The following is a 15,760-nucleotide window of genomic DNA, read 5'->3' on the forward strand; positions in this document are numbered from 1 at the left end:
CTGTAGTTGCAAACTTTCAGTGTTTATCGAGTTCCTCTAAGGAAGCGTCATTGACAACCATCCTGAAACTGTCGGCGGTTATATCACTGTCCCTGGCGATCAATGCCTGTTCACCGGCTGCTGCGCCACAACATGAAACTTCGGTGGCTGATGGCACTGTGACTAACGGTGTGGTGACTTATTCGGCGGCGGACTTTTATGAGCCGTCACCGGGGCGCAGCGGTGGAACTTTGCGAGTGTCCGCCGCCTCCGACGCCGGCAGTTTCGATGTTCACGCCTTATCCAACGGCAACATCCAATGGATGGGCCGAATTCTCTACGATTGCCTGGTGTATCAGGACGAGCAGGGCAATATCAGCCCATGGCTGGCCCGCTCCTGGGACATCTCCGAGGACGGCAAGACCTACACCTTTCACCTGCGCGATGACGTGACCTTCAGCGACGGCGAGAAATTCAACGCCCAGGCGCTGCAAACCAACCTGGAGCACATGCGCGATCCGGCGACCAAGTCCCCGCTGGCTGCGGCCTATATCGCGCCGTACCTGGGCGGCAAGGTCATCGATGACTACACCTTCGAAGCCCACTTGCGCGAACCCTACACACCCTTCCTCGACGTGCTGGCGCAGTCCTGGCTGAGCATGATCTCACCAAAACAGATCCGCGAAGCGCCCAAGACCATCGCTGAACATCCCATCGGCAGCGGCCCGTTCCTGTTGCAGAGCTACACCCGTGACCAGGGCGCGGTGTTCATCAAGCGGCCCGGCTACAACTGGGCGCCACCGGTGACGCGGCACAAGGGTGAGGCCTACCTGGACCGCATCGAGTTGAGCTACGTCCCCGAAGCCATGATCCGCTTCACGGCGCTGGAGTCCGGCCAGTCGGATTTCGCCCTCGACGCGCCGGCCCAGAACGCCGCCGCCATTCGTGCCAACTCGAACCTGGTGATGCGCAGCCGGATCCGCAAAGGCAACCCGAGCCGCAGCATGACCTTCAACGTTGAACAGCCACCGTTTGACGACGTACGCGTGCGCCGCGCAGTCGCCAAGGCCATCGACCGCGAAGGGCTGGCATGGATTTCCGGCTTCGGCGAATACATCGCCAAGGCGGATTTCCTGGCGGCCAACACCCGGTTTTATCAACCCAACAACGACGCCCTGGCCTACGACGTCAAAGCCTCCAATGCGCTGCTGGACGACGCCGGCTGGACCGGGCGCGATGCCCAGGGCTATCGAACCAAGGACGGTCAGCGCCTGAAGGCAACGATGCTGTCCTATGACAACCCGGCGTTTCCCGCCAGCGTTTCGGTGGCCATCCAGGCCGACCTGAAAAATGTCGGCTTCGAAATGCCCATCGAAATGCTGCCGCTGACCCGGGTGACCGAGAAACGCTATGCCGGGAAGTTCCAGGCGCTGGCCGGCGGTTACTGGCACACCAACACGCCCGATGGCCTGTTCGTGCTCTATCACAGCCAGGCCATCAGCACCGACAAGATCATCGGCCAGAACGTCGGACGCTTCCGCGATGCCGAGCTGGATCGGGTCCTCAGCGCCGCTCGCCAGTCCCGCGACCCGGTTGAATTGCAGGCGCTCTACAGCGAAGCGCAAAAGCGCTTGACCGAAACCGTCCCGGCGGTGCCTTCGGTGGAAAGCCAGGTGCTCACCGCGTATGGCCGGCAAGTCCAGGGCGTGATTTTTGATACCTCCCACAACGTACCGTTCTTCACCAGCATCTGGCTGGACCGGGGGCAACCATGAGCCTGTTCAAATCCATCGCCTGGCGGCTGCTGGCGGGCATCGGTGTGCTGTGGGGCGCGGCGACGCTGACCTTTCTCGCGGTCAATTTCAGCGGTGGAGATACGGCGCTGGCGATCCTCGGCGGCCCGGATTCGATGCCCACGCCGGAGCTGCTGGCCCGGGTGCGTGCCGAATACGGCCTGGACCAGCCCCTGATCGTGCAATACGGCCAATACCTGGTACGCCTGGCCCATGGCGACCTGGGCGAGTCCTACCGCTTGCGTATCCCGGTGCAGCAGGCGATTGCCGAGCAGATCGGCGCAACCATTCAACTGTCCCTGAGCGCGGCGCTGCTGGCGGTGGTGTTGGCCTTGGTGTGCGCGATCCTCACCGCCAACCGTTCGCGCTGGGTGCGCTCAGTCGTCTCCGGCAGTGAACTGGTGCTGTCGTCGGCGCCTTCGTTTGTGATCGGCATGCTGCTGTTGCTGGTGTTTTCGTTTCATTGGCACTGGTTGCCGCCGTCCGGTTCCGTGGGCTGGCGTTCGTTGATCCTGCCCTCGGTCGCGCTGGCCTTGCCGGTAGCCGCGGTGCTGACCCAACTGCTGCGTCAGTCCCTGGAAGACACCCTCGAACAACCCTTTATCGCCATGGCCCGCGCACGCGGCCTGTCCGAAACCGCTGTGCGCCTGCGCCATGCGTTGCGCCACGCGCTGGTGCCGTTGGTAACCCTGGCCGGGTTCGTGTTCGCCAGCCTGCTGGGGGGCGCGGTGGTGGTGGAATTGCTGTTTGCACGCCAGGGCATCGGGCGCTTGATGCTCGATGCCACCAGTAACAAAGACGTGCCGATGGTGCTGGGGGTGACCCTGCTCGCAGCCACGGTGTACGTGCTGGTGAACCTGGCCGTCGATTTGATCAACCGCTGGATTGACCCCCGGGCCCATCAAGCGTGAGTGTCTTTGAAGAAGGAAAAACCATGAGTGCTTCGATCCCCGCTGCGGTGAGTTATGCCGACTTGCACCAGCGTTTCGCCGACGTATTTGCACGGATAGCCGACACCGCCGTCGCCCGCGAGCAGCAACGCGAGCTGGCCCATGATGCGGTGGCGTGGCTGCGGGAGGCCGGCTTTGGCGCCCTGCGTGTGCCGCAGGCATTGGGCGGCCTGGGTGCGAGCCTGCCGCAGTTGTTTCGCCTGTTGATTGAACTGGGGGAGGCGGATTCAAACCTGCCGCAGATTGTGCGCGCGCATTTCGGGTTTGTTGAAGGCCGGATTTCCAGCCGTGACAGCGAGTCCCAAAATTACTGGTTCGCCAAAGTCGTCGACGGCGAGCTGTGGGGCGCCGCCATGGCCGAACGCACCGACACCACCCGCAACTCGGTGACCCTCAGCGCCGTCGATTCCGGCTGGCAACTGGACGGCGAGAAGTACTACTGCACCGGCACGCTGTACGCCAACTGGATCGCCGCCGTTGCCCTGGATGGCGAGGATTTTGTCAGCCTCGCGGTGCGTACCGACGCGCCGGGTGTCACCGTCGAGGATGACTGGGACGGCTTCGGCCAGCGCCTCACCGGCAGCGGTACCACGCGCTTCAAGGCGGTCGACGTACCGGCGCAGCACATCGTGCGGCGCTTCAAGAAAGACGAACTGCGCGCCGAGTCCTACCTGAGCGCGTTCTACCAGCTGTTCCATCTGGCGACCCTGGCCGGTATCGCCAACGCCGTGCTGCGCGACGCCACCGAATTCGTCAAAGGCCGCACCCGCGCGTTTGGCGTGCCGGGGCAATCGAGCCCCAAGGACGATCCGCTGGTGCAGCGGGTGATCGGTCGCCTGTCGAGCCTGGCCTATGCCGCCCGCACCCAGGTGCTGGCCGTTGCCGAGGTCCTTCAGGAGGTGCACGAAGCAGAGCAGGGCGGCTACGCCAACGAAGAGCATTACACCGAGGCGGAGATCCGCGCCTTTCAGGCCCAACAGATCGTGCTGGAACAAGTACTGGAAGCCACCACGCTGCTGTTCGAAGTCGGCGGCGCCTCCGCCACCAGCGAGTCGCGTCGTTTCGACCGGCATTGGCGCAACGCGCGCACCCTGGCCTCCCATAACCCGGCGATCTTTCGCGAACGGGCCCTGGGCAACTACTACCTCAACGACGTCACCCCCAACGCCGCCTGGCGCAGCCTGCAAGCCGCCGACGCCGAGCAGCAGGCCGCCCGCGACGAAGCGAGTGCGGTATGAGCCTTCAACCCTTGAATAAAAAAGGATCACCCATGCGTTACCGCCAATTGGGCAACAGCGATATCCAAGTCAGCGTGCTGGGCCTGGGCACCATGACCTGGGGCCACCAGAACACCGAAGCCGATGCCCATCAGCAGATTGATTTGGCGCTGGCCGAAGGCATCAACTTCATCGACACCGCCGAGATGTACCCCACGCCCACCAAGGCCGAAACCTGGCGCACCACCGAGCGCTACATCGGCAGTTGGCTGGAGGCCAGTGGTCGCCGGGACGAGGTGATCCTGGCGAGCAAAATCGCCGGCCCGGCCCGTGACCCCAGCAGCCAGCAACACATCCGCGACGGCCTCAGCCACCACGACCGGCGCAACATCGTCGAAGCCCTGGACGGCAGCCTCAAACGCCTGAACACCGACTACCTCGACCTCTACCAGCTGCACTGGCCGGACCGCACCACCAACATCTTCGGCCAGCGCGAATACCCGTATCGGGAAGACACCCAGAGCGTCGCCATCGAGGAAACCCTGGCGGTGCTGGCCGATCAGGTGAAGGCCGGCAAGGTGCGCCACATCGGCGTTTCCAACGAAACCCCGTGGGGCGTGGCCGAGTTTCTCAAGCAAAGCGAACGCCTCGGCCTGCCGCGAATTGCCAGTGTGCAAAACCCCTACAGCCTGCTGAATCGTCTGTACGAGGGCGGCCTCTCGGAGTTCACCCACCGCGAAGGCGTCGGCCTGCTGGCGTACTCGCCGCTGGCCTTCGGTGCGCTCACCGGCAAATACCTGGGCGGCGCACGTCCCGAGGGCTCGCGACTGTCGGCGGTGTACCGCACCTTCAACCGCTACGACAGCGCCTCGGCCCAGGAGGCCATCACCGGCTACGTGGAAATTGCCCGGCAGCACGACCTGACGCCGGCTCAGTTGGCCCTGGCCTTCATCATTGACAAACCCTTCGTCACCAGCGCGCTCACCGGGCAAACCAGCCTGGCGCAATTGCGCGACAACCTCGGCGCGCTGGACGTGAGCCTCAGCGACGAGATCAAGGCGCAGGTCCAGGCCATCCACCAGCGCATTCCCAACCCTGCGCCCTAGAACGAGGAGCCTGGCATGACGCAGACCATTGATACGTTGAGCGGCATTCGCCCGTTGCGTCTTGCCGGGCTGACCCGGCTGCGGCCGGGCCTATTGCTCGCCGGGGTGTTTGTTGCCCTGCTGCTGTTGGCCGCCGTTGTTCCGCAATGGCTGGCGCCCTATGACCCGCTGGAGGCGTCGGCGCGCCTGGCGTTCCAGGCGCCGAGCAACGTGTATTGGCTGGGCACCGATGAGAACGGGCGCGACGTGCTCAGCCGGTTGATTTATGGCGTGCGCTCGTCGCTGTTCATGGGCATCGCCGCTACGGCGCTGGGACTGGCCTGGGGTACCTTGCTCGGGTTGATCGCCGGCCTTGGTCCGCGTTGGCTGGATGGCGCCCTGATGCGCGGGATCGACGTGTTGCTGTCGTTTCCCGACCTGTTGCTGGCGCTGGTGATCATCACGTTTTTCGGCCAGGGCACGGCCAACCTGATTCTCGCGATTGGCATCGCCGGCGTGCCGCGTTATGCGCGGCTGGTGCGGGCGCAAACCCTTAATGTGCGCAACGCCGGCTACGTCGAATCCGCCGTCACCCTCGGCCAATCCCATCTGGCGGTGGTGCTGCGGCACATCCTGCCGAATGCCTTCAAGCCGGTGCTGATCCTCGCCACCATCGGCGTCGGCGGCGCGATCACCGCCGGCGCCGCCTTGAGCTTCCTCGGCTTCGGCGCACCGCCGCCCGCGCCGGAGTGGGGCGGGATGATGTCCATCGGGCGCAGCTTCCTGGCCAATGCGCCGTGGCTGGTGGCCTGGCCCGCCCTGATCATCACCCTGACCGTTGTCTCCATCAGTGCCATCGGCCGCGAACTCTTGCGCCGCAGCGAAGGAAAGCCCCTATGACGATGAACATCCATACCCTCGGCCCGCTGGTCGATATCCGCGACCTGACGGTCCGTTTCGGCCAGGCCGAGCCGGTGTTGCACGGCGTCAGCCTGCAGTTGCATCGCGGTGAATGCCTGGCGCTGGTGGGGGAGTCGGGCTCCGGCAAAAGCGTCACTGCCCGCACCCTGGCCGGCCTCACCGGCAAGGACGCCCACGTCCAGGCCGCCAAGCTGGCCTTCCAGGGCATCGACCTGCGCCAGCTCAACGAACGGGCCTGGCAGCAACTGCGCGGCGCGAGCATCGGCTTTGTGATGCAGGACGCCCTCGGCGCGCTGGACCCGCTGCGCCGCGTCGGTGCCGAGATCGAAGAACCGTTGCACCTGCACACCGCATTGGGCCTGGAAGCGCGCCGCCTGCGGGTGCTGGAACTGCTGCGGGATGTTGGCGTGCCAGAACCGGAACTGCGCGCCAGCCAATACCCCTGGCAACTTTCCGGCGGTTTGCGCCAGCGTGCGTTGATCGCCTCGGCCATCGCCTGCAACCCACGGCTGATCATTGCCGATGAACCCACCACGGCACTGGATGCAACGGTGCAGGCCCAGGTCATCGCGCTGCTGGAAAGCCTGCGGGGCGAAGACAATGCGCTGCTGATGGTCAGCCATGACCTGTCGGTGGTCTCGCGCCTGGCCGATCGCGTGGCCGTGATGCGCCACGGGGTGATCGTGGAGGAGGGCAGCACCGAGCAGGTCCTGCAAGACCCGCGTCATCCGTATACGCAACTGCTGCTGCGGGCGGCCAAGGCCGTGCACTTCCAGCCCACACGCCGGTTGCTTACGGCAGTTGAACCGGAGCCTGCTCCCGAAGGCGAGGTGCTGCTCGAAGCGCGTGATCTCTCCAAAACCTTTGTTGGTCCCGACGGCAAAACCCGCACGGTGTTGAACCAGGTGTCGTTGCAACTGCGTCGCGGCGAGACGCTGGGGGTTGTGGGTGAATCGGGCTGCGGCAAGACCACCTTGACCCGCCTGATACTCGGCCTGGAAACCGCCGATGCCGGCGAGGTATGGATCAAGGGCCAGCGCTGGTCCGACCTCGACACCCGGCAAAAACGCGAAGCCCGGCGTGCGGTGCAAGTGGTGTTCCAGGACCCCCTCAGCTCCTTCGACCCGCGCTACACGGTGCAGCGTGTGCTGTTCGAAGCGCTGGTGGTGGCCGGTGTACCGCGTCACGCACGGCGCGACCGCGCACTGGAACTGCTGGAACTGGTGCGCCTCGATGCCAGCGCCTTGTCCCGCCGACCCATCGAACTCTCCGGCGGCCAACGCCAACGGATTGCGATTGCCCGGGCGTTGGCTTGCGAGCCCCAAATCCTTATCTGCGATGAACCGGTCTCGGCGCTGGACGTGTCGGTACAGGCACAGATTCTGAAGCTGCTCGACGACCTCAAGCGCCGCCTCGGCCTGGCCTGCCTGTTCATCTCCCACGACCTGGGGGTGATCAATCACGTCAGTGAACGCGTACTGGTGATGAAAGCCGGCGAAGTGGTGGAGTCCGGCTCGGTACGCGCCGTCTTCGACCGCCCGGCCCACGCCTATACCCGCGCGCTGATCGACGCGATCCCGACCCTTGAAACCGACTACACGCCAGTCCCGTTCTATCTGAACGTCGCGATCTGACGTATTGGAAAACGTATCTACGAAAGGAGTGCTTCAGGTGCCCAAGCAACTGCACGTGAATTTGTTTGAGATGAACTGCGTCAGTCACATCGTCCATGGTTTGTGGGTGCACCCGGACAACAACCGACACCGCTTCAACGACCTGGACTACTGGACCGAGCTGGCGCAGTTGCTGGAATACGGCACCTTTGACGGTGTGTTCCTGGCCGACGTGATTGGCACCTACGACCGTTTTCGTGATGGCCCTGAAACCTCGTTGCGTGAAGGCATGCAGATCCCCAGCAACGACCCGCTGCTGGTGATTCCGGCGATGGCCGGGGTGACTAAAAACCTTGGTTTCGGCGCGACCTTTTCCACCACCTACGAACCGCCGTTCGCGTTTGCGCGGCGCATGAGTACCCTCGATCACCTGACCAAGGGGCGGGTGGGTTGGAACATCGTCACCTCATATTTGCCGAATGCGGCGCGCAACTTCGGGCACGACACTGAGGTGGTCCATGATCACCGCTACGAGATCGCCGATGAATATCTGGACGTGTTGTACAAACTTTGGGAAGGCTCGTGGGACGACGACGCGGTAATCGTCGACCGCGAGCGCCGGATCTACACCGATCCGGACAAGGTGCGCTATATCAACCACGTGGGGGAGCACTTCAAGGTTGCCGGTCCGCACTTGTGCCAGCCTTCGCGGCAACGTACGCCGGTGTTGTTTCAGGCCACCGGGTCACCGGCGGGCATCGAGTTTGCCGGGCGGCATGCTGAAGTGGTGTTTACCGGCGGCAATGATGCGCCGGCGGTGCGGGCGAATATCCAGGCGATGCGGCAGAAGGCGGTTGAGCATGATCGCGATCCGGCGGGGTTGAAGTTTATTGTGATGGCGGGGGTGATCGTCGGGCGTACCGATGAGGAGGTGAGTGCCAAGCTCGACAGTTATCGCAAGCTGGTGAGTGTTGAGGCGTCGCTGGCTCATGGGCAGTCGGCGATCGATTTGACGGCGTATCCGCGGGATACCTTGATCAGTGATCTGGTGGGGCGGCAGGTCAAGGGGTGGGAGAGTTTGAGCCGGTATAAACCGGATTCCACGGTGGGCGCGGTTCTGGCCCAGCTTGGCGGCTTCAACCGTGAGCGTTTTTTCGTTGCCGGTACACCTACGGTGGTGGCTGATGCGATTGAGAGATGGCTGGATGAGGATGGGATCGACGGGATTAACCTGAGGCAGTATTTGTCGTTTGAAACGGCGCGGGATTTTATTGAATTGGTGGTGCCGGAGTTGCGTCGTCGGGGGCGGTTTCGTGAGCGGTACAACGAGGGGGAGACGCTGCGGGAGCGGTTGTTTGGGGCTGGGCTGGCTCGGTTGCCGGGGGACCATTTTGGCGCGCGTTATCGGGATCCGGAGGCGTTGCTGAAGCCGGCGTTGCCGTTGCGGTTTCCGGCGTGAGTGGTGTGCCTGAGGGGGTTCTGTATTTCAGGGCTGCCAGGGTGGAAGATGCGCCGCGGTTGGCGCACATCCATTTGCAGACTTGGCAGGCTGCGTACCGGGAGATTTTGTCCGAGCGTTTTCTTGCTGAACTGAACAGCGGCGTGTCACAGCGCACGGCGTTTCTGGCCCAGGCCATCGGTGTTGGCACCTTGTCGGTGTGGGTGGTGGAGTTGGACGGGGAGCTCGTGGCGTGGGCGTCGTTTGGTAGCAGTCGGGATGCGGATGCATCGTCGATTACCGGGGAATTGCGGGCGCTCAATCTGTTGCCCGGCATTTGGGGGCAGGGGATTGGTAAGCGGCTTTGGGGGCGGGTTCGGGAGCAGTTGATCGAGGCCGGTTTTATCAGTGCGACCGTTTGGGTGGTGCAGGGGAATCGGCGCGCTCTGGGTTTCTATCGGGCGCTTGGGTTTGTGGCTGAACCGCAGACTGAAAAGACCGTGGTGGAACATGATGAGCCGTTGCCGTTGGTGCGATATCGGGTGCCTTTGGTGGGTTCTGTGGAATGAGGGTTGAGTACATATCCGTTGCTGCGGTAACGGCGGCTTATGGTTCCGCTCTTACAGCGGCTCACTTTGGAAAAGCCCCAAAGTAAGCAAAGGGCTCTGCCCCGCCTGTCGGCACCTCGCCTAGGCTCGGTGTCCCCTCACTCCGGCACCGCGAAGCGGGCCGCCGCGACGGGCCATCCATGGCCCGGCGCGGCTAAACCGGCGTCCTGCCGGTTTACCCGCTCCGCACTGCCTGCGTTCGGCCTCGGGCTTATTGGGGCAGTCAGATCAAAATCAAAAGCAAGAGCACAGCGGCCTCCCGGCCGACTTGAGTGTTAAAAGCAGAGGCAAGATCCAGAGCTGACGCAGAGCTGCTTTTCTGTGGGAGCGGGCTTGCTCGCGAAAAACCTGAGAGCGCCGCGTTCATCCAGAATGCCAGCGTCATCGTTAACGACCTTCGCGAGCAAGCCCGCTCCCACATTTTTTGGACCGTGCCCGCTTGAGCTTTTGATTTTGCTCTTCAACACTCAAGCCGGCCGGTAGGCCGCTGTGCTCTTGCTTTTGATCTTGATCTTAGGCGCCCCGTTAAACCACGCTGGCCGAACGCAGGCTTTGGAGCGTGGGTAACCTGGCAGGACGCCAGGTTAGCCGTCCTGGGCCAAGGATGGCCCATGACGGCGGCCCACGGTCCAAAGCCGGAGTGAGGGCACACCGAGCCTAGGCGAGGTGCCGAGTGGTGGGGCAAGAGCGTTTTGCTTACTTTTGCGCTCTTCAAAAGTGAGCCGCTGTAAGAGCGGAACCATAAGTGGCCGTTACCGCAGCAACGGATATGTACTCCCCCCAAGGCCAGATGTTGCCTGGCCAACAGTTGCCGCACACATTGTCGTTTTCAGCCATCACCTAAACCCCCAACACCCCCTGTTTACAGGCCCAAAAACCCGGCATGCCTTGTGCAATGACCCAGTTCCCGGACTTTAGGCCTCAGTCATCATGCAAGAACCCGCCCCTTACCCGCGACGATCCACCCCGTTGCTGCTCATCGGCACCGCCACACTCTGCAGCCTGCTGCTCGGCTGCGGCCAAAGCAGCTCCACCGTCACCCGCAGTGACCAACCGGTAAAGGGCGGCACCCTGGTCTACGCCACCGACCGCGAACCCACCTGCCTCGACCCCCACGTGGCCGGCGACATGCCCCAGGTGTTCGTCGCCCAGCAATACCTCGACTCCCTGGTCTCAATGGACACCGACGGCCGCATCGGCCCTTGGCTCGCCAAGACCTGGGAAGTCTCCCCCGACGGCCTGACCTACACCTTCCACTTGCGCAACGACGTGCACTTCACCGACGGCACCCCGTTCAACGCCGCCGCCGTCAAGGCCAACCTCGACCACATGGCCAACCCCAAGACCCAATCCAGCACCGCAGGCGGCTACATCCGCCAATACCGCAGCACCGACGTGCTCGACGAATACACCGCAGTGGTGCACCTGGCCACGCCTTACGCCGCGTTCCTGGAAGTGTTGGCCCAAGGCTTCCTCGGCATCGAGTCCCCCACCGCACTGCTGCGCTCCCGCGACGAGAACTGCGAAAGCCCGGTCGGCAGCGGCCCGTTCAAGGTCGTGCGCTGGGACCGCCAAAGCCAGGTCGAACTGGTGCGCAACCCCGACTACAACTGGGCCCCACCCACCGCCAAACACCAGGGCCCGGCCTGGCTCGACCGGATCGTCTGGAAGTTCATCCAGGAACCTTCCGTACGCTTCGCCTCGTTGCAGGCCGGCGAGGTCGACGTGATCGAAGCCTTGCCTCCCGAATCCCACGAGGCCGCGCGACGCAACCCGGACCTGACCCTGGTAATCGCCCAACGCCCCGGCAACCCCACCAACGGCACGCTGAACATCACCCGTGCGCCGTTCGATGACCTGCGGGTGCGCGAAGCCTTCGTGCGCAGCTCCGACATCGAGGGCGCGTTGAAGAGCGTGTATTTCAACGAATTCCCCCGCGCCGGTGGGCCGTTGAGCCCGGCCACGCGCTTCTACAACCCGGAATTCCAGCACGCCCAGGATTACGACCCGGCCCGTGCCGCGCAGTTGCTCGACCAGGCCGGCTGGACCCAACGCGACAGCGAGGGCTACCGCACCAAGGACGGCAAGCGTCTGCAAGTTCACGTGGTGATGGGCAACCGCACGCCACCGTCGGAATACACCTTGTGGGAGCAGGTGCAGGCCACCACCCGGCAGGTCGGCTTCGAGCTGATCGTCGACCAGATGAGTGACGTGCAGGCCACCAAGCGCCAGGCCGACTGGGACTACGACATTCGCCTCGGCTACTGGAACACCAACACCGCCGACGTGCTGCGGATCATCTTTGGCAGCGAGTTCATCCGTCCGGCAGGCGTCGGGGGTTATCACCAGAACACCGCAGGCTTCAGTGATCCAGCCTTCGACACGCTGATCCAGCAGGCCCTCACCACCCAGGACAGCGAGCAGCGCCGGGCCCTGTATTACCAGGCGCAGAAAATCGCTTCCAGCCAGTACCTGCAACTGACCACCTACCCGCAAAGCACGCGGCTGGGTATCTACAAGACCACCCAGGGCGTGCGGCTGGAGCCGTCGCTGGCGGTGACGTATCTCTATGACGCATGGGTGAACAAATGAGCCGTCCATCACTTGCCAACCCTCGCCACGAGCGCCTGGCCCGGCTCGGCAAACGTGCGCTGTGGCGCCTTGCCGGCGGCGTGCTGGTGCTCTGGGCGGTGGCCACGCTGACTTTCTTTGCCTTGCGCCTGATGCCCGGTGATCCGGTGCTGGCGATCCTCGGCGGCCCGAGTGGCAATCCCACTGCTGAAACCATCGCTGAAGCCACCCGCGAATACGGCCTCGACAAGCCTCTGGCGGTGCAATATGCGCTGTACCTCGGGCGCCTGGTGCAGGGTGACCTGGGGGTTTCCTATTCCCAGCACCTGCCGGTGACCCGCGTCCTCGCGGAGCAATCCTGGCCAACCCTGGAACTCACCCTGACATCCCTCGCACTGGCCTGGGTTCTGGTGCTGGCGCTGACGGTGCTGACGGCGGGGCGCCGGCGCTGGGTTGCCAGCCTGGCCTCGTTGGCCGAAACCCTGGCCGCCGCGTTGCCGCATTTCTGGCTGGGGATTCTATTGCTGGCGGTGTTTGCGTTCGGCCTGCGGCTGTTCCCGCCGGCGGGCAGTGATGGCTGGCGCACCCTGGTGCTGCCGTCGTTCGCCCTGGCCATTCCGCTGGCCGGGTTTATCGCCCAGGTCACCCGCGAATCCCTGGACCTGACCCTCGACCAACCCTTCATCCTGACCGCCCGCACCCGTGGCCTGAGTGACTTCAACGTGCGCTTCAAGCACGCGTTGCGCCACGCCGTGTTGCCGGGCATCTCGCTGTCGGGCTGGGCCATCGGCGCGCTGATCAGCGGCGCCGTGGTGATTGAAGTGATCTTTTCCCGCAAGGGCCTCGGCCGCCAGTTGTACCAGGCGGTGCAGGCACAGGACCTGCCGCTGACCATCGGCATCAGCCTGGTGGTCGCCGCCGGTTACGTGCTCGCCAACATCCTGGTCGACCTGCTGTACCTGTGGGTCGACCCTCGCCAACAGGAGCTTCCAGCATGAGCGGCCTGACCCTGGAAACACCGCTGCCCGCGCTGCGGATTCAGCGCACCACTCGCACCCTGCGCCTCGGTCCGCTGTTGGCGATTACCTTTTTGCTGCTGGTGATTGTCGCGGCGCTGGTGCCGCAGTTGTTCGCCTACAGCGACCCGCTGGCTATCGTGCCCCGCGATGCGTTTCATTCGCCGAGCCTGGCCCACTGGTTCGGCACCGATCAGTCGGGGCGGGATATTTTTTCGCGGGTGATCTACGGCACTCGCCAGTCGTTGTTTATCGGCCTGGCAGCCACAGCGATTGCCATGAGCATCGCCATCGTTCTCGGTTTGCTGGGCGGCCTTGGCGGCGCGCGGGTGGACCGTGGCGTGGGTTGGTTGCTGGAAGTGCTGTTTGCGTTTCCGAGCCTGATCCTGGCGCTGCTGTTCGTGGCGATCTTTGGCAGCGGCATCGGCCCTCTGATTGTCGCCACCGGGCTGGGCAGTGCGCCGGGTTACGCAAGGATGGTTCGTGGCCAGGTGCTGGCGGTGCGTAACGCGGGCTATATCGAAGCTGCCAGGGCCCTCGGGCATCCGCCATTGCGCATCATCCTGCGCCAGTTGCTGCCGAACGCCATGCGCCCGTTGATCGTGACCCTGACCATGGGCGTGGGCCAGGCGATTGTCTGGGCCTCGGCCCTGAGCTTTCTCGGCCTGGGCGCCCGCCCGCCGGCGCCGGAGTGGGGGACCATGTTGTCCATGGGCCGCGACTTTATCGCCAACGCCTGGTGGCTGACGTTCTTCCCCGGCCTGTTCATCGTCCTCACCACCCTGTCGACCACAGTCACTGGCCGTTACCTGCAACAACGCCTGGAGGGCCGTCTTTCATGAGCGACCAGAAACGCTTGATCGTTGAAGGGCTGTCCATCGAGTTTGCCGGGCAGTCTGTCGTACGCAATTTGTCTTTCACCCTGGAGCCGGGCAAGCCCCTGGCGTTGGTGGGGGAGTCCGGTTCCGGCAAAAGCGTCACCGCCCGCAGCCTGATCGGCCTCGCAGGTGCCGGTGCCAAGGTTACCGCACGTACCTTGAGCTATGACGGGGTGGATTTGCTCAGCCTGTCGGAGCGTGGCTGGCGTCGTTTGCGTGGCAATGGCATCGGCTTTGTATTGCAGGACGCACTGGTGTCCCTCGACCCGTTGCGGCCGGTGGGCAAGGAGATTCTCGAGGTGCTGGAGACCCATCGCTGGGGCGACCGTCGCAGCCGTGGCGAACGCGTCATCGAACTGCTGGATCTGGTGGGCGTACCCGAACCGCAACTGCGTGCCCGCCAGCGTCCTGATCAACTCTCCGGCGGCCTGCGCCAGCGTGCGCTGATAGCCAGTGCACTCGCATTGAACCCCGGCCTGGTGATCGCCGATGAACCGACCACCGCGCTGGATGCCACGGTGCAGGCGCAGATTCTGCAGGTGTTGCAGCAGATCAAGGCCCGTGGCGATTCGCTGCTGATCATCAGCCATGACCTGGCGGTGGTTGCGCAATTGGCCGATGAGGTACTGGTGCTGCGCCACGGTGAAGTGGTGGAACAGGGGCCGATGGACCAGGTGCTGCTCAATCCTCGCCATGCCTACACACGCTCGCTGCTGGATGCGGTGCCCGCCGAACATGCCCGTGGCACACGCTTGTCGCCGGAGCGCAGCAACGCGGTGGCGCAACCACGGCCGGGCGCGGATTCGCCGGTGTTGCTCAAGGCCTCCGGGCTGGGCAAACGGTATGTCGGCCCCGATCAACAGTCGCGCCAGGTGGTGGACGACGTCAGCTTCGAGCTGCGCGCCGGCCGCACCCTGGGCATCGTCGGTGAATCGGGCTCGGGCAAAACCACGGTGGCGCGTATCGCCCTCGGGCTGCTGCAACCGGATGCCGGCGAGGTGCGTTTTCTCGGCCAGCCATGGGCAGCAGCGGGCGCCGAAAGGGTCGAGGAAAAGACCCGACGTTTGCATCGCCGGGATATCAGCGTGATCTATCAGGACCCGCTGAGTTCGTTCGACCCGCGCTGGACAGTCGGGCAGATTCTCAGTGATGCGCTGGACGTTGCCGGTATCGCCTTCGAGCAACAGGCGGCCCGCGTGACACAGTTGCTCGACCAGGTACGGCTGGCGCCGCAATTGGCCGAGCGCCGACCGTTGCAACTGTCTGGCGGGCAGCGCCAGCGCGTGGCGATTGCCCGAGCGATTGCCAGCAACCCCAAGGTGATTATCTGTGACGAGCCGGTGTCGGCGCTGGACGTGTCGGTGCAGGCCCAGGTCCTGGATTTGCTGGCAGACCTGCAAGCCTCGCTGGGCCTGGCCTACCTGTTTATTTCCCACGACCTCGGAGTGATCCGCCACGTCAGCGACGAGGTGCTGGTGATGCGCCACGGCCAGGTGGTGGAAAGCGCCAGCGTCGAGACGTTGTTCGAATCCCCCCAACACGAATACACCCAACGCTTGTTGGGCGCAGTGCCGCGCCTGCCCGGCAGCGGTACGCAGCTGGTGGTGCCGGCCCTGGAGCCGGAAAACCCCGGCTGGCTGTTTGATGAATCGCGCCTGTGGAAAATCGCCATCTAGACCTGAATCAAGGAA

12 protein-coding genes are annotated in these 15,760 nt (G+C 64.0%); all 12 read left to right on the plus strand.

Features of this window, described 5'->3' with window-relative positions:
- Positions 1 to 50: 50 nt before the first annotated feature.
- Complete coding sequence (locus tag ACUN0G_RS09785) at positions 51 to 1,754, plus strand: ABC transporter substrate-binding protein (RefSeq protein ID WP_445573229.1); 1,704 nt, start codon at positions 51 to 53, stop codon at positions 1,752 to 1,754.
- The gene (locus tag ACUN0G_RS09790) at positions 1,751 to 2,683 is read left to right on the plus strand and encodes an ABC transporter permease (RefSeq protein ID WP_445573230.1); all 933 of its coding nucleotides are present in this window, start codon (positions 1,751 to 1,753) and stop codon (positions 2,681 to 2,683) included. The genes ACUN0G_RS09785 and ACUN0G_RS09790 overlap by 4 nt, the downstream gene beginning before the upstream one ends.
- Before the next feature lie 23 nt (positions 2,684 to 2,706).
- Positions 2,707 to 3,960, plus strand: coding sequence for an acyl-CoA dehydrogenase family protein (locus ACUN0G_RS09795; RefSeq protein ID WP_421523464.1), 1,254 nt, complete (start codon positions 2,707 to 2,709; stop codon positions 3,958 to 3,960).
- 32 nt (positions 3,961 to 3,992) lie between these two features.
- Complete coding sequence (locus tag ACUN0G_RS09800) at positions 3,993 to 5,045, plus strand: NADP(H)-dependent aldo-keto reductase (protein ID WP_445573231.1); 1,053 nt, start codon at positions 3,993 to 3,995, stop codon at positions 5,043 to 5,045.
- A 15-nt stretch (positions 5,046 to 5,060) separates the two neighbouring features.
- Positions 5,061 to 5,924: an ABC transporter permease gene (locus ACUN0G_RS09805; protein ID WP_076014576.1), complete on the plus strand. Its 864-nt coding sequence runs from the start codon at positions 5,061 to 5,063 to the stop codon at positions 5,922 to 5,924.
- Positions 5,921 to 7,579: a dipeptide ABC transporter ATP-binding protein gene (locus ACUN0G_RS09810; protein WP_445573232.1), complete on the plus strand. Its 1,659-nt coding sequence runs from the start codon at positions 5,921 to 5,923 to the stop codon at positions 7,577 to 7,579. The genes ACUN0G_RS09805 and ACUN0G_RS09810 overlap by 4 nt, the downstream gene beginning before the upstream one ends.
- A gap of 37 nt (positions 7,580 to 7,616) precedes the next feature.
- Entirely contained in the window at positions 7,617 to 9,017 is a 1,401-nt protein-coding gene (locus ACUN0G_RS09815; RefSeq protein ID WP_445573233.1) for an LLM class flavin-dependent oxidoreductase, read from the plus strand.
- 41 nt (positions 9,018 to 9,058) lie between these two features.
- Positions 9,059 to 9,565, plus strand: a complete 507-nt coding sequence (locus ACUN0G_RS09820) for a GNAT family N-acetyltransferase (protein WP_445573234.1) — start codon at positions 9,059 to 9,061, stop codon at positions 9,563 to 9,565.
- A gap of 969 nt (positions 9,566 to 10,534) precedes the next feature.
- On the plus strand, positions 10,535 to 12,196 hold the full coding sequence (locus ACUN0G_RS09825) for an ABC transporter substrate-binding protein (RefSeq protein WP_445573235.1): 1,662 nt from the start codon (positions 10,535 to 10,537) through the stop codon (positions 12,194 to 12,196).
- Positions 12,193 to 13,173, plus strand: coding sequence for an ABC transporter permease (locus tag ACUN0G_RS09830; RefSeq protein ID WP_026078166.1), 981 nt, complete (start codon positions 12,193 to 12,195; stop codon positions 13,171 to 13,173). The genes ACUN0G_RS09825 and ACUN0G_RS09830 overlap by 4 nt, the downstream gene beginning before the upstream one ends.
- On the plus strand, positions 13,170 to 14,033 hold the full coding sequence (locus ACUN0G_RS09835; RefSeq protein ID WP_076016009.1) for an ABC transporter permease: 864 nt from the start codon (positions 13,170 to 13,172) through the stop codon (positions 14,031 to 14,033). The genes ACUN0G_RS09830 and ACUN0G_RS09835 overlap by 4 nt, the downstream gene beginning before the upstream one ends.
- Positions 14,030 to 15,745: a dipeptide ABC transporter ATP-binding protein gene (locus ACUN0G_RS09840; RefSeq protein WP_445573236.1), complete on the plus strand. Its 1,716-nt coding sequence runs from the start codon at positions 14,030 to 14,032 to the stop codon at positions 15,743 to 15,745. Before ACUN0G_RS09835 ends, ACUN0G_RS09840 begins: the two co-directional genes overlap by 4 nt.
- Positions 15,746 to 15,760 lie beyond the last annotated feature (15 nt).

The organism is Pseudomonas sp. 32A, assembly GCF_052682255.1.